At 66.6% G+C, this 14,670-nt stretch carries 11 protein-coding genes; 2 read left to right on the top strand and 9 right to left on the bottom strand.

Annotated features, from left to right (window positions below; genetic code table 11):
• Positions 1-20: 20 nt before the first annotated feature.
• From AC1HIY_RS06380 to rho, 9 genes are all read right to left on the bottom strand, one after another.
• Positions 21-2,381 (bottom strand): choice-of-anchor B family protein, encoded by a 2,361-nt coding sequence (locus tag AC1HIY_RS06380; protein ID WP_479575883.1) that lies wholly within the window; start codon positions 2,379-2,381, stop codon positions 21-23.
• 91 nt (positions 2,382-2,472) lie between these two features.
• On the bottom strand, positions 2,473-3,201 hold the full coding sequence (locus tag AC1HIY_RS06375; protein ID WP_479575882.1) for a 3-keto-disaccharide hydrolase: 729 nt from the start codon (positions 3,199-3,201) through the stop codon (positions 2,473-2,475).
• A gap of 103 nt (positions 3,202-3,304) precedes the next feature.
• Positions 3,305-4,216 (bottom strand): PorV/PorQ family protein, encoded by a 912-nt coding sequence (locus tag AC1HIY_RS06370; RefSeq protein WP_479575881.1) that lies wholly within the window; start codon positions 4,214-4,216, stop codon positions 3,305-3,307.
• A gap of 25 nt (positions 4,217-4,241) precedes the next feature.
• Positions 4,242-5,267, bottom strand: coding sequence for a PorV/PorQ family protein (locus AC1HIY_RS06365; protein ID WP_479575880.1), 1,026 nt, complete (start codon positions 5,265-5,267; stop codon positions 4,242-4,244).
• A gap of 45 nt (positions 5,268-5,312) precedes the next feature.
• On the bottom strand, positions 5,313-6,863 hold the full coding sequence (locus AC1HIY_RS06360) for a FlgD immunoglobulin-like domain containing protein (RefSeq protein WP_479575879.1): 1,551 nt from the start codon (positions 6,861-6,863) through the stop codon (positions 5,313-5,315).
• Entirely contained in the window at positions 6,864-7,691 is an 828-nt protein-coding gene (locus AC1HIY_RS06355) for a hypothetical protein (protein ID WP_479575878.1), read from the bottom strand.
• Between the two features lie 266 nt (positions 7,692-7,957).
• Positions 7,958-8,626, bottom strand: a complete 669-nt coding sequence (locus AC1HIY_RS06350; RefSeq protein WP_479575877.1) for a hypothetical protein — start codon at positions 8,624-8,626, stop codon at positions 7,958-7,960.
• 77 nt (positions 8,627-8,703) lie between these two features.
• Entirely contained in the window at positions 8,704-9,933 is a 1,230-nt protein-coding gene (locus AC1HIY_RS06345) for a site-2 protease family protein (RefSeq protein WP_479575876.1), read from the bottom strand.
• Between the two features lie 122 nt (positions 9,934-10,055).
• On the bottom strand, positions 10,056-11,168 hold the full coding sequence (gene rho, locus AC1HIY_RS06340; protein ID WP_479575875.1) for a transcription termination factor Rho: 1,113 nt from the start codon (positions 11,166-11,168) through the stop codon (positions 10,056-10,058).
• 913 nt (positions 11,169-12,081) lie between these two features.
• Here rho and AC1HIY_RS06335 point away from each other — a divergent pair.
• Together AC1HIY_RS06335 and AC1HIY_RS06330 are read left to right on the top strand one after the other, a co-directional pair.
• On the top strand, positions 12,082-12,876 hold the full coding sequence (locus AC1HIY_RS06335; protein WP_479575874.1) for an alpha/beta fold hydrolase: 795 nt from the start codon (positions 12,082-12,084) through the stop codon (positions 12,874-12,876).
• Between the two features lie 83 nt (positions 12,877-12,959).
• Positions 12,960-14,591 carry a UDP-N-acetylmuramoyl-tripeptide--D-alanyl-D-alanine ligase gene (locus AC1HIY_RS06330; protein ID WP_479575873.1) on the top strand — a complete coding sequence of 544 codons (1,632 nt, stop codon included), beginning with the start codon at positions 12,960-12,962 and terminating at the stop codon, positions 14,589-14,591.
• The last annotated feature ends 79 nt before the right edge of the window (positions 14,592-14,670 follow it).

The raw sequence follows: 14,670 nt of genomic DNA, 5'->3' as shown, positions 1-14,670 counted from the left end.
TTCGGGTCCGGACGCCGTCCTCAGATGCCCACGTCCTTCTTTTTGAGCACGAAGACCCCCTCGCGCCCGCTCGTCACGACGATGATGCCGCTCTCGAAATACGGATAATTGCTCCACGAGCCGCCGCCCGTCTTCGGCGAGTCCTCGCCATAGGGAACCGTGTCGAAATACCCCACCTCGACGGGGTTTTCGGGGTCGGTGACGTCGAGGATACGGAGGCCGGAGACGTAGTTCGACTGATACATCAGATGGCCCCGTACGTAGAGGTTGTGATCGATGGCGCGGTTATCGGCGACGTGCTCGGCGACGAGTTGCGGATCGTCGAGGTCGGAGACGTCCCAGATGAGCGTGCGCGTGCCCGCGACGAGGCCCTGCGCTTCGTCGCCCTCATCGTTCATGTAAAAGTAGCGCTGATCTTCGGTGAGCCAGCCCTGATGGGTGTAGGCGACCTTCGGATACGTTGCCCTCGCGAGGACGACCGGGTGCGCCTTGTCGGTCACGTCGGCGATGGAGAGGGCCGTCTCGTTCGAGCCGAAACAGATCTCCCGCCCCCGGTGTTCGGCGTCCGGCCCGGCATAGACCACACACTGCGCGTCGTGCGTGTAACCGGTGCCGCGCCGTCCGGTCGAAGGGTCGGCGAAGCATCCGGCGAAGGCGGGATGTTCGGGATCGCGGATGTCGACCATATGGAGACCGCCGCCGCACGTCACGCCGCCCATGCTCGCCCCGACGACGTACGCGAAGCCGGTGTCCTCGTTGATGACGACGTTGTGCGCAGAGTTGATCTTGTCGTAGTGCGCCGTCTCGGTGAAGGTGACCGGCGGGCGCTCGACGTGGCGGAGCCGGGTGAGATCGAAGACCTGCATGCCGTGCGGCCCGGCGCCGTCGGAGACGATGAATGCGTGATCCTTGTACACCTTGACGTCGCGCCAGACGCTTCCCCGCGCGCCTTCGTGCATGGGCAGGATGCCGAGGTAGAGGGGATGGTTCGGGTCGGTGACGTCGATGAAGGACGTGGCGTCGGTGAGGCCGACGAGCGCGTACGCGCGGCCGGTCTCGGGGTCGGTCCATCCCCAGAGGTCGTTCGTCCGTACGCCGCGCCCGCCGCCGATGGCCTGCACGGGGAGGAACGAGAGCAGGTCCACGTCTTTGCACCCGAAGGCGGCGGCTTGCCCTTCCTCGCACCTCACGCGCCCTCCGGTGACGGCGTCGAAGTTCCGCACCTCTCCCCGGAGAGTCGCCTCCGGCGTCCACGCACCCGTCGCGCCGTCGCGGGTGTAGACACGGGCGGAGCCCATGCCGTAGTCGTCGCCCGTAAGCCCCACCACGGCGATCTCGCCCCGGAGCGCGACGGCGGCGGCGAAGCCCATGCGTCGGGGCATCGACGGGTCTCCGGTCTTCGTCGCGCCGAGCCACGCGCCGTCAGGAGCGTGGCGGAAACGATAGAGCGCCCCCCGAAAGCCTGTCCCGCGCGGCGCGCCGATCCATGCCTCCCGCCCATCGAAGGCGAGCGATGCGCCGAAACGGCCCCGGTCGGAGTCGAACGGCACGAGCATGGCGCGGGGCGCCCACACCCTTTCCCCGGCGTCATACGCGAACGTGTACACGGCGCCGACGTCGCCCCGGGCGCGCGGCGCGCCGACGAGCGCGACATCGTCATGCAGGACGATGCGCGTGCCGAAGCGGCTCCCATCCGTCGCCCCCGAAGCCTCCAGCCGCCCCGCCTCGGTCCACCCGTCCACGCGCCGGAACGCGTACACGGCGCCCGCGCCGTCGTGCTTGCCGGGCGCACCGACGAGCGCCTTTTCTCCGTCGAAGGCCAGCCCCGTGCCGAAGAGATCGCCGTCGGCTCCGTCGCTCGGGGCGAGCATGGCCGTCTCGATCCACACGCCCGAGGCGTCGCGCTCGAAGACGTACACCGCGCCGGCGCCCGCATGCCCCGTCGCCGCGACGAGGGCCGCGTCGCCGACGAGCGCCACCGACGTGCCGAAGCGGTCGCCCGCCGACGTGGAGCCTGCCCGGAGGCGCGCCGTCTCGCGCCAGGCGCCGTCCGCGCCGCGCTCGAAGACGTACGCCGCACCCGTCTCCTCATCCCGGAGGTTGGCCCCGACCAGCAGGCGATCGCCCGCGACGGACATGGCGCGCCCGAATCCGTCGGCCACGCCGCCCGCATCGGAAGCCGTCAGCCGCGCGCGTTCCTCCCACGCCCCTTCGGGGTCGCGACCGAAGACGTACACGATGCCCGGCCATGCCTGATTGCGCGTCTCCCCCACAAAAACGTCCTCCGCTCCGACGGCTGCCGCCCCGCCGAACTGTTGCCCGAAAACCGGGATCATACCCACGAAAAGAAAGAACGTGACGACAGAAAAAAACCGCATCATGAATCACCTCATTTCGATTGGGCGGGATGTCCGGCTGGAGGGGCGCCGGGCGACTAAACGCCATAACGTTTTAGCGAACAAACGTTTAACGCTAAAGCTCACGTATCCGGATGTTTCGGTACCACACCCGATTGCCGTGATCCTGAAGGGCAAGGCGCCCGCTGCGCGCCTTCCCGAAGTCGGGCATGTCTTTGAACTTGCTTCCGGCCACGAGCGCGTCCCATTCCGGCGTCCACAGTTCCGTTTCCACCACCTTCTCGCCGTTGAGCCAGTGTTCGAGATGCCCGTCTTTGAGCACGATGCGGACCGCATTCCACGCTCCCACGGGCTTCGCGGCAGCCACGCGGGGCGCGATGAGGTCGTACAAGGCGCCTGCGCGGTGTTTGGGGTCTTTCCCGTCGGGGTGCTTCTCATCGTCGAGCACCTGCATCTCCGGTCCGGTGCGCCACACGGCGTCATACCGGTCCGCCTCGACGACGTTATAGAATATCCCGCTGTTTCCCCCTTCGGAGATTTTCCATTCGAGGGTCAGTTCGAAGTTGCCGAACGTGTCGCGGGTAATGATGTCGCCGCGCTCGCCGCCGTCGGGGACGAACGCGAGGGCGCCTTCCTCGATCCGCCACGCATCGGGGAGGTGATCCTTCCGGAAGCCGCGCCAGTGATCGGTGTTCGAGCCGTCGAAGAGGACGGTCCACCCGTCTTCGGACACGGTGTTCTTCTCGGTATCGGGCCGGGCGTCGGGGGCGTCGGCGGGTTGTTTTTCAGCGCCTCCACATCCGGCGAAGAGAGCGAGGAGGAGGAAAGACAGAAGGGATTTCATGAGCGTCTTCAGGGTTGGTGGGCGACTTTCGTTCGGGCGAAAGATAGTGCCTTCGGGAGGAAAGCGAAACCTCGCCGCCCGATCCCCTGACGCGCCGGAGCGCTCACCAGCCGTACGACAGCGTGAGGATGTGCCCCGTGCCGCCGAAGCCCTCGGCGAAAGGCAACAGCGCATAGTCGAAGATGAAGCCGCCATACCGGAGCCCGCCGCCGAAGGAGACGTCGCGCAGGGCGTCGTTGGTGATGTATCCGGCACGCACGGTCACGAGTTCCATCACCTCGGCGGAAAGCCCGAAGTGGTACTGCGTGGTCTCGTCCGTGAGGCTGTGGAGGACCTCGGCGGTGACGAACGTATTGAGCACGGGTGCGTCGTCGTCGAAGGTGAGGATGCGGAAGGGGAAGAACGCCGCACCGACGCGGAGCAGCCGGGGCAGCCGGGTCGCCTGCGCATTGAGTTCGCTCATCTCGCCGAGGTTCTGAACCGCCGCGCCGAGTTGAAGCAGGTCCTGCATGAGATCGATCTGGAGGCCGAAATCGACGGCGGCGCCGGAGGCCTGGTCGGTGAAGATGCGTTCGGTGAGGAACTTGAGCGTCGCGCCCGCACGGAGGGGTCCGAGCGTCCGTCCGTACGAGGCTCCGGCGGTGAGGAACTGGGCGTCGAAAAGCCCCGTCGCCTCGCCCGGCGCGTCGCGGGCTTCGAGGTCGCCGCTGCCGGTAGCCGTCACAAAGAGCCCGAACCCGCCGGAAGCGCCGGCCTGGAAGCGCGAGGCCAGCGCGTACGTCCGCACGTCGCCGACCCAGAGGTGATGCGCCAACGCCACCGTGTTCGACGACGCCGCGGCGAGGCCTGCCGGGTTCCAGTACGTCGAGAAGGCGTCGCGGCTGTGGGCCACCTGCGCGTCCCCCATCGCGAGGGCGGCGGCGTTCGTGCCGATGCGGAGAAAAGCGAGACCGCTCTCCTGCGCCTGGAGCGGCAGCGCGAACGCGAGCGCGAGGAACGGGACGAGGTATCTCATGAGGATGTGGGGGCGGGCCGGTGGGTCAGAGGAAAATACGGAGCGACAACAGGTGCATCGTGCCGACGGCAAACGGTTCGAGCGCGAAGGCATATTCGGCGCGCACGCGCAGGTTGCCGAGCGGCTGCTCGACCATGAAGCCGGCCGTCGGCTTGAGACCGTCAACCTCGCCGGAGCCGAGTTGATCCACCCCGCCGCGCACGACGAACGCCTCGACCAGACGATACTCGCCGCCGAAGCGCAGCCGGTTCTCCTGAAGGGTCAGCGTCTCGGTGTCCACCACCTCGCGCGGCACGTCGCCAAACAGTTCCACGCGCCTCGTGCGCCGGTCCCGGCGTGTGAGCCGCGCCTCGTATTCGCCCGTGAGCGTCAGCCGTCCGTCGAGGAGACGATAGGCCGCGCCGAAGCGGAGCCGCGTCGGGAAGCGGTCCGAGGTCGTCTTCCCCCCCTCTCCGAAAAGGCCGGACGTATCGAAGGAGTATCGGGCCAGCAGGTCGTCGGCGACGAAGCCGAGGCGAAGGTCATCGCTCACCCGAACCGTCAGCCCGAGATCGATGCCGACGCTGTTGACCGGGTCGAGGCCGTCGAGGAGGTCGGTGCGAAAGAGTTGCAGCCCGATGCCGCCGGTGACGCGATCGCTCAGCCGGAGGCCGAAGGCGAGGAAGAGGGCAAACTCGTCGACGGTAAGGTCTTCGGTGTGAAAGCCGCTCCCGTCGCGCCCGTCGATCTTCGAGACGCCGGCGTGGATGAGCCCGAGGGCGATGCCGGCGCGGGGACGAAGCGGCGCGGAGAATTGCACGAACTGAAGCTCGCGGTCGAAGCGCATGAGCGCGGCGGAGAGTTCGAGATTCTGCCGGGAGGTGAAGGGCGCGAGGGCGGGGTTGTAATACGGCCCTCCGTCGCCGAAGCCGTCGGCCACGAGCGCATTGCCCATCGCGATGCCGCGCGCGCCAAAGCCGAGCCGGGCAAAAGCGCCCGCCGCCTGCGCACGCGCCTCCGCCCCGCTCCATACGAGCACGCCGAGCACGATCAAAATGCGGATCCTTCGCATACAGGTTCTTTTATGGATAACGGCGCTCATCTGAGGCCCGGTGTGCTATTCGACGACGAGGATTTTCCCGGAAAACGTTTCCCCTCCGGCTTTTAGCGTATAGAAATACACTCCGTTCGCCACGCGGAGGCCGTCTTTGTCCACGCCGTCCCACCGGATTTCGTGGACGCCCGCTTCCTGCCCGTCGCGGTGAAGTTCGCGGACGAGGTTCATACCGAAATCGAAGATGCGGACGTCCACGCCGGCGGCTCGGGGGAGTTCGTATCGGATGCGCACGAAGGCGTCGGCGGCGGGCGAGAAGGGATTCGGATAGGCGAACGTCTCGACGCGGGGCACGGCGGCGGTGGGGGTCTCGGGGTTGAGCGGGACCTCGACGCGGAAGACCGTCCAGGTGCCCCCGCCGTCGGTGCTTTTGAGGAGGCCGTCGTCCGTCCCCACCCAGAGCGCGCCGGGCGTCGTGGCCACGGAGAGCACGTCCACGCCGGGGCGCAGCACGCGGTCGGGGTCGGCGCGGTCGCGGAAGTCGATGACGCTCACCCAGGTCTCGCCGCCGTCCTCGGAGAGGAAGAGGCCGTCCTCGCGTCCCGCCACATACACCGTCTCGCCCCGGAAGGCGAAGTCGATGGCGCGCACGCCCACCAGTTTTTGTTCGAACGTCTCGCCCCCGTCTCGTGTGACCGTGACGCCGAACTGCTGGTTTTCGCCCACCTCGCCCGCGTTCCAGGTAGCCATCCACACGGGGTTGCGCCCCGCCAGCGGCTGTTCTTCGATGGAGACGACCCAGCTTCCGGTGAGCGAATTCGCCGTGCCCTCGGCGCTGAAGCGTTGCCAGCTCACGCCGCCGTCGGTCGAGCGGTTGACGCCGCGCGGGGTGCCGGCCCACACCGTGCCCGTCTCGTCGACGAGGACCGCAAAGCCCATGTGGTTGAGGTTGCCCCGCCCCCCGCGCTGGGGTTCGAGGACGAAGTCGTAGGCGACGTCGGGCCGGATGGCGTCGAGATCGTCGGGGGGAAGGACGACGCGGCGCCACGTGCGCCCGCCGTCGTCGGAGCGCCGGATGCCGCTGGCCCACCCGGCCACCCACACCTGGTCGCGCACCGGGTCATAATCGATGTCGAAGGGCGGGCTCTGTTGGGGGACGATGACCGCGAGCGCGCCGAGCGTCGAGACGCCGTACTGTTCGAGCGTGTCGGTCGGGGCGTCGAGCTGGGGGAAGCGGTACGTGAAGGAGCGCCCGCCGTCGGTGGAGACGAGGAAGCCGCCCGCCGACTGCACGGCGTCGCCCGAGGAGTTGTCGTTGAAACCGAGGCCGACCCACACGACGTCGCCCTCCACGTCGATGGAGAAGACCCGGTTCGGGGTGCCGAAGAGCGAGTCCGTCGGCGCGTCGTGCCACGTCCGCCCGTCGTCGTCGGTCGTATTCAGAAAAGGGCCTACCCACAGGGTGTCGCCCTCGGCATGGAGGTTTGACACGCTGTTGCTCAGGATGGTCGGGAGCATCTCGGCCACCCGCTGCGCATCGGAGAGCTGCGCCTGCGCGCGGGGCGCGGCGAGCGTCAGAAGGAGCAGGGCCGAAGGGAGAAAAGATCGAGGCATTTATTCCACGGTGATCGTGCGCGTGACCGTTTCACTTTCGAGGCCCGCGCGGTCGATGGCGCGAAACTCGAAGGTCGTCTCGCCGGGCGCGTTCGAGCTGTCGAGCTGAATGGTGAGGGTGAAGCGTCCGTCGTCGGCCGTCTCGTCGCCGCTCGAGCCGAAGCCGGGGTTGCACGCGCCGTCGCCGCCGTCGTCGCACAGTTGAAGGACGATGCCGGCGGAGACCACCTCCATCTCCACCCGCGCGACGTTGGCGAGTCCGTCGGGATCGGAGACGGTGGCGACGATGGGGATGAGCACCGGATCTTCGCCCGGAGCGGGGCGCGTCACGCGTTCGGGCAGTTCCACGTCCTCGATGACGGGCGGCTCGCCCGTGGCCTCGAAGGCGAAGGCCCCGCGCGCCTGATTGCTCATCTGCCCGGCCCGGTCCACGGCGAAGACGATGACGGAATACACGCCCACGTCGCTCTTCGGGATCTCGACGGTGGCCGTCGCCGTGAAGCGCCCCTCGCCCGCCGGCGTCATCTCGCCCGCCGCCACGGTCTCCGTGCTGGAGAAAGGGGGCTGCACGAGGAACCGCACCGACTCGAGGTCGCCGTCGAGGTCGCGCGCGGCCACGCTCAGTTCGAGCGGCACCCGCACGAGATCGCCCGCGACCTGCTCGGGCGGGAGTTGTTCGAAGACCACGCTTCGGGGGGAGAAGTCGAAGTCAAAGAGGACGGGCGGGCGCTGGTCGGGCGAGGGCGGTCCGGGCGCGCTGTCGCACCCGGCGAGCACGCCGCCGAGAAGGCACAACCCCGCCGTGGCGAGGACGAAAAGCAGACGCATCAATACGAGCACAGGTGAAGAGAAGCGAAACCGTCAGAGACTGCCGGAAGTCACGTAGTCTGTCAACAAAAAGGGTTGTCAGTAGCAAACTACGGCCATATCGTGCTCGTTTGGAAGAAGTTTCGAAAAAAGCTTTTCCCGGACGCCGGCGCGCCGGATCGTGCGAAAAAGCGGAGCGTGAACGAAGATACACCTTCCGATGATCCCGAACAGGCCCATTTTCGTGCCCTTCGGATACGACCTCCCGACGGGCTTTCGTCCGGCCGTTACCGCGCGTTGTTTTGAAGGAAGTCGATGATCTTCCCGATGGTTTCGTCGCCGGGATCGGAGACATCCATCTCCTCCATGTGCCGCCGCATCCGGTCGACGACGGCGGGCCATTCCTCGGCGGTATGCTGGTCGGGACTCGGGAGCGCGTGACACCGGGCGCAGGTCTCACTGAAGGCCGCCGCCCCGGGGGCTTCTGCCGCCTCGGGCGGCAATTCGGCGAGCGGTTGGAGCGCGTTCGCCTGAAGATAAGCCAGCATGATCCGCTGCTCTGCGACGGTCGGCGCGGCGGCGCCGTGCATCCCGCGCGGGCCGTGCATCCAACGTCCCCGTCCCATCATCCGCCCCATGCGCGAGGAGTGCTCCATCCGCCGGACCATGCGCCGGAAGGTCGGAACCCACTCTTCGGCGCTGTGGCGCGCCGGGGAAGGGATGCCGTGACATTGTGAGCAATACTTCGCCACGAGTCGCGCGCCCTCCGAGTTCGGGTCGGGAAGCTCTTCCGCCGGAATGCCCGTCGGCATCACGAGCGTCTCGTTCCACCGCGCCGTGAACACTGCGTCATCCCCCTCCGCTCCACCGTTGTCCATACATCCGGGCGAGCACAGCGCGACGAAAGCCAGCGCCGCCAGCGCCGAAACGAAGTCATTTCTCTTGACAGGGTGCATGGGTTTGCCTCCCGTGAAAGGTGAACGGACGCTCAAACCGCAATCTTAAGGCGCTCCCGCTCCGGGAGCAACGGTGCTCAAACGAAATAGAGCGGCGTCAGGCTGAAGCACCCGAAAAAGATGGCGATGCACAGATAGCCGAGCACGCGGCGTCCCGGCGTGAGCGGCTCGGCATACAGCACCGGCGGATGTTCGACGCGGACCAGGAAGGCCAGCAACAGGGAGAAGACGAGCCAGCCGGTATAGCCGAACTGTTGCATCGGCGGGCCGACCCACTGACTCAGGGCGACCAGCAGGATGATGCCCAGCAACACCGGCGCGATGACGCGGTGCTCGCCCTTGAAGACGCGGTTCAGGTACACGAAGAGGATGGCCGAGAGGAGAAGCCACGTGAGCGCGGGGCCGCCCCACCCGTGGAGCCCTTCGAGAAGCGCGTCCTCGGTGTTCATGAAGCCGATGGCCCCGGAGACGAGCAACAGCATGAAGAAGCCGTGCGCCAACCGGCTATGCCACTTCGGCCCGACGAGCGCATAGAGCACGTGCCCGCCGTCGAGCTGACCCACGGGGAGCAGGTTCAGCGCCGTGAAGAAGAGTCCGAGCCAACCGGCAAAAAGCACCGGATAGTGGTACAGCTCGTACATCGGCGGGACATTGGCGAAGAACTGTGAGAGGAACCAGAAGAGCGGCGTTTGTCCCACCACCAGGCGCAATCCCTCCGTGCCGGGATCCGCCGGCAGGATGTGGTCCGGGAACGTGCCGTATTGCCGGATATATGCCTTGAGCCCTTCGTGCCCGCCCAGGTCAAAGATGTAGTCCGGCGGGGGGAGTGTCGCCAGGGCATAGAGGAGGATGCCGAGCGCCACCACGAAGCCGGCCAGCGGCCCCGCCGCGCCGATGTCGAAGAGCTTGCGGGTGCTCGGGATCGGCTCGCGGATGCGGATGACGGCCCCGAACGTGCCAATGCCGATGAACGGCGCAGGGATGTAGTAGGGCAGCGACGTGTCCACCCCGTGACGGCGCGCGGCAAAATAGTGTCCGAACTCGTGCACCGTGAGAAAGAGCAGCAGCGCAACGGCGAAGCGAAGCCCGTCGAGGATGAAAGCGCTGAGGCCCACTTCCTCATAGACGAGCGTGCGTCCGGCCCACGTTCCGCCCGCCTGCACGGTGGCCGCAAGGGTCAGGAAGAAGAGCAGGAGGTGCAGCCAGTACCGGTCGCGGGGCTTTTTCACCGGAGGCGTTTGATACCGGGCATAGCCGCCGCCGTTGGTCCGGAACAGGCGTTCGGAAGGAAGGGGGTCGGGTTCCACGTACACGCACTTATTTTGATGAGACGGAAGCGCCCGCCCGCAGCGGTGGAACGCCGCGCGGAAGCGTCCGGTCTCTACGCTTCCTCACGGGTTATGTTCACCCGCGCCGGGGCCTATGCTTCCTAAAGCGCCGGGATCAGCTCGTTGAGCAATTCGTCGTTCGAAGACGTTTTCTGGAGGTGCCGCAACAGGGCCTGCATCGCCTCGATGGGCGGGCGGCTGTTGAGCGCGCGGAAGAGGCGATTGTGCTGGTGCACCTTGTCTCCGAGAAGCAGTTCTTCGTTCCGCGTGCCGCTCTTGCGCAGGTTGACGGCCGGGAAGATGCGCTTGTTCGCCATCTCACGGTCGAGCACGATCTCGGCGTTGCCGGTGCCCTTGAACTCCTCGAAGATGACCTCGTCCATGCGGCTGCCCGTCTCGATGAGCGCCGTAGCGATGATCGTCAGCGAGCCGCCGCCCTCGATGTTGCGGGCCGCCCCGAAGATGCGCCGGGGGATCTGCATGGCGCGCGCGTCGAGACCGCCGGAGAGGGTGCGTCCGCTGCCTTCGGAATACAGGTTGAACGTGCGCCCGAGGCGCGTGAGCGAGTCGAGCAGAAGCACGACGTCGCGCCCCATCTCCACGAGCCGCTTCGCATATTCGAGCGCGATGGTGGAAACGCGGACGTGGTTGTCCTCCTCGCGGTCGTTCGAAGAGGCGAAGATGGTGGCGGGCGTGGAACGTTTGAAGTCCGTCACTTCCTCGGGACGTTCGTCCACCAGCAGGGCCACCAGTTCGACCTCGGGGTGGTTCTGCGCCATCGCCGCGGCCATTTGCTTGAGAATGTACGTCTTGCCCGTCCGGGGCGGCGCCACGATGAGCGCCCGTTGCCCTTTCCCGAGTGGAGCCGCCAGATCGATGACCCGCATCGTCCAGTCGTTCGGAGCGGTGACGATCTCCAGCTTCTCGTTCGGATACACGATCTGCCCCTGATCGAAATTGCGCATCTTCGCCCAGGTCTCGGGCGGAAGGCCCATGACCCGGTGCACGCGATGCACCTGCATATCGCCCTTGCGTCCCGGACGCAACGTGCCTTCGAGCAAGACGCCATCGCGCAGATTGTGCTTCCGAATCAAGGGTGGCGGCACGAAGGCGTCCTTCTTCCCTTTCGGGACGTCGTGACGAAATTCGCGGATAAAACCAAATTTTTTGTCTCCAATCATTTCGAGGAGACCAGTGAAAGGTTGCTCTGCCATAAAACCGTACTGGATGTTTGTTTACCGTATGCCCACCGTCCTGTCCCACCCCGGCGGATGCGCCTTTCGAAACGGCGCGCCCCGTCGAAAAGGGGCGAGGGAGGACACCGGGCGACTGTTCCGCATCTGTCGACGAGCGGCCTCTTGAGCCGCCTCTCGGAACGATTCCGGTGATGAATGAAAAGAATGCTTGCTGCGACGCCACCGAACGGGTCCAAGGACGCAGATCGGGAGGGACGTCAAGGTGAATGTTCGTTCTGCCAAATGGGTGAATCCCGGAGCCTCCGGGAATGCCTCCTTGCGACCGGGCGCCTCTGTTCAGAGCACGCCCTGCGCCGCTCACGTACGCTCGCCCCGGCTTCTGTGCCGCATCTCGCGAGGTTGGTTTTTGAAGGAACCGATCGGTTCACAACCACGGTTTGCCGACCCTCTCCCCTCGATGCAATCGCTGCCCGCTCGGGAACGACCTGCACGCGCGCCCACAGACGAGCATGCAAACTTTGCTCAAGCAGTGCCCTGACGCGGGAACGCTTCCAGAGCGCCCGAGCATGCGCAGGTGTCTCTTCATTCTCGGGATGACAACCGGACCATCAGGTGCGCCCGCCAAAACCGCATCCCCGCTCCACTACCGTGACGCAAGAAAAGCATCAAGAACGACGCTCGACCAACCTGAAATCGGTTCCGAAAAGAACTCGGGAACGACCAACACTTCGTCTGTCTTCCACACCGGGAGGGGGAGGCACGGGGGGAACTTTGTGACAAACGATCGAATATCGGCCGGGAGAGAAGCGCCGATTTCTGAGTTATTGGAACGACGGCCGGGCGGGATGGTTTCCGTCCCTGCCGCATGAACGGCCCATTTGCCTTATGAGCCGTTTTTCAACCCTTTCCCACCCACACCCATCCTTTCGGTATGCCCGACGTCGCTGCCTTCGGCCATGACCGGCTTCACCGCGAGACGAGCGGCCCCGAAGACGGGGAACCGGTGCTCCTGCTCCACGGCTGGGGTTCGAGCGCCGCGCTGATGCGTCCCATCGCGGAGGCGCTCTCCGACCGCTGGCGCGTGGTCAACGTGGACCTGCCCGGCCACGGCGCTTCCCCGCCGCCGCCCGAAGCCTGGGGCGTGCCCGAACACGCCGCTCTCGTCCGCACGCTCGTCGACGAAACCTTCGGCGCTCCGGTGACCATCGTCGGCCACTCGAACGGGGGGCGAATCGCGCTTTATCTCGCCTCCGACCCGGAATCCGCCGACCGCGTCCGCCGGCTCGTGCTCATCAGCCCTTCCGGCATCACCCCCCGGCGCACGTGGAAGTATCACGTCCGGAAACACCTCGCGAGAGCGCTCAAGCGGCCGTTCGAGCTCCTCCCCACCCCCCTCTCCGAACATGGCCTCGACTGGCTCCGGCACTCGCTCGTATGGAAAGCGCTCGGCTCCTCCGACTACCGCGCGCTCGACGGCGTCATGCGCGAGACGTTCGTCCGGACCGTCACGTGCCACCTCGACGACCGCGTGCACCGCATCACCGCGCCGACGCTTCTCTTCCGGGGCGAGCACGACACGGCCGTCTCCCGGGAACAGATGGCCGTCCTCGAGGCGCGGATCCCCGACGCCGGCCTCGTGACGCTCGAAGGCGCAGGCCATTACGGCTACCTCGACGACCCCGACACGTTCGTCGCCGCCACCCGTTATTTTCTCGAACATTCGTGATCGGATGCGCGCTGTCCTAATTTGAAGCTTTCATCCCCGCACGCCTTCCGGGGCGCATTCACGCCGGAACCCGACTTCCCCACATGGCTCTTCTGTACGTTCTCGCACTCTTCGCAACGCTTTTCGCCGGCTGGCGAATCTGGCGGAGGCTGAGGTATTTCCTTCACATCTTTCAACTCGAAGGCTACAAGTCCGGCGAGTTTGTCGCGTGGCTTCGCGCGCGGAAGGGCCGCGTCATCTTTCGCCGCTCGCACCTCGCGGGGCTCATGCTCCTGGCGCTCGGCGGCCTCGGAGTCCGGTTTTTTTCTCCTTTCTGGACCCTGTGCCTGGTGCTCCCCGCATGGGCGGTCGCGTTTGCGTCGTCGCGCTTGTACCGGAGCGCGCGGGTGAAGAAACCCCTCGTCTTCACGAACCGGATGCGTCGCCTGCTCGCCGCCGCCGTTGTCTTCGCGGCGATGCCGGTGGGCGCGGGGCTTGCGCTTGGTCTGCGTATGCACGGACCGGAAGGCTTTCTCCCGTACCTCGCGGGCCTCTTCGTCGCCGACCTCGGCGGTCCGCTGTGGGTGCTCCTGGCCGCTTTCGTCATGCGCCCCGTCGAAACCGCGCTGCAGAACGGCTTCAAGCGCGAGGCCCGCCGCCGCCTCGCAGCCCGCCCCGACCTCACGATCGTCGGCATCACGGGGTCGTATGGCAAGACGAGCGTCAAGTTCATCGTGGCCGAGATCCTCTCGCAACGCTTCCACGTGCTCGCCACGCCGGGCTCGTTCAACACGCCGATGGGCATCTGCCTCGTGGTGAACACCCGCCTTCGTCCCGAACATCAGGTGCTCGTGCTCGAATACGGCATGCGGCATCCGGGCGACATCCGGGAGTTGTGCGCCATCGCCGCGCCCGACGCGGCCGTGATCACGTCCGTCGGGGTGGCGCACCTGGAGACGATGGGCAGCGTGGAGAACATCGCGCGGGAGAAGCGTGAGTTGATTGCGTGCGCGAAGACGGGCAGTCCGGTGGTGCTCAACGTGGACGACCCGCGCGTGGCCGCGATGGCCGAGCACGCCGGCGGACGGGTGTGGCGCGTCTCCGCTGAAGGCCGCGCCGACGCCGACCTCATCGCCCGCGACGTCCGGTACGGCCCCGAAGGCGCGACGTTCGTCGTGCGCGACGAAACGGGCAACGAGGCGACGATCCGCACACGACTGCTCGGCAAGCACAACGTCCTCAACATCTTGCTCGGCCTGGCCGTCGGGCGCGCGCTCGGGCTCCGGCTCCGGCAGATGGCCCACGCCGTCGCCCGCATCGAGCCGGTCGCGCACCGGCTTCAGCTCCGCCGCGAAGGCCCCGTGACCATTATCGACGATGCGTTCAACTCGAACCCCGTAGGGGCGCGAAACGCCGTGGAGATCCTCGGCAGCTTCAAGACCGGCCGCCGGATCATCGTCACCCCCGGCATGATCGAACTGGGCGAGCGGCAGTGGGCGGAGAACCGCGCCTTTGGCGAACACATCGCGCGCCATGCCGATCTGGCCGTCCTCGTCGGCGAACGTCAGACCCGCCCCATCCGCGAAGGCCTCCGCGCCGCCGGCTTCCCGGACGACCGCGTGAAGGTAGTCGCCTCCCTCTTCGAGGCCCGCGACTACCTGAAGCCCCTCCTCCGCCCCGGCGACGTGGTCCTCTATGAGAACGACCTCCCGGATCAATACGACGAAGCCGCCTGATCCCCCGGTAAGACTCCTTCCGGACGAAACGGAGAAAGACGTGCGGGACCTCCGCGATGCCTTGCCAACATGCGCCACG

It is taken from the genome of Rhodocaloribacter sp. (genome assembly GCF_056451265.1).
The sequence above is the reverse complement of the archived record's forward strand: the minus strand, read 5'-3'. Positions and strand labels throughout refer to the sequence as shown.

Coding starts and splice junctions, on each gene's coding strand:
- AC1HIY_RS06380 (WP_479575883.1), bottom strand. CDS start 2,381: ATGATGCGGTTTTTTTCTGTCGTCACGTTCTTTCTTTTCGTGGGTATG.
- AC1HIY_RS06375 (WP_479575882.1), bottom strand. CDS start 3,201: ATGAAATCCCTTCTGTCTTTCCTCCTCCTCGCTCTCTTCGCCGGATGT.
- AC1HIY_RS06370 (WP_479575881.1), bottom strand. CDS start 4,216: ATGAGATACCTCGTCCCGTTCCTCGCGCTCGCGTTCGCGCTGCCGCTC.
- AC1HIY_RS06365 (WP_479575880.1), bottom strand. CDS start 5,267: ATGCGAAGGATCCGCATTTTGATCGTGCTCGGCGTGCTCGTATGGAGC.
- AC1HIY_RS06360 (WP_479575879.1), bottom strand. CDS start 6,863: ATGCCTCGATCTTTTCTCCCTTCGGCCCTGCTCCTTCTGACGCTCGCC.
- AC1HIY_RS06355 (WP_479575878.1), bottom strand. CDS start 7,691: ATGCGTCTGCTTTTCGTCCTCGCCACGGCGGGGTTGTGCCTTCTCGGC.
- AC1HIY_RS06350 (WP_479575877.1), bottom strand. CDS start 8,626: ATGCACCCTGTCAAGAGAAATGACTTCGTTTCGGCGCTGGCGGCGCTG.
- rho (WP_479575875.1), bottom strand. CDS start 11,168: ATGGCAGAGCAACCTTTCACTGGTCTCCTCGAAATGATTGGAGACAAA.
- AC1HIY_RS06335 (WP_479575874.1), top strand. CDS start 12,082: ATGCCCGACGTCGCTGCCTTCGGCCATGACCGGCTTCACCGCGAGACG.
- AC1HIY_RS06330 (WP_479575873.1), top strand. CDS start 12,960: ATGGCTCTTCTGTACGTTCTCGCACTCTTCGCAACGCTTTTCGCCGGC.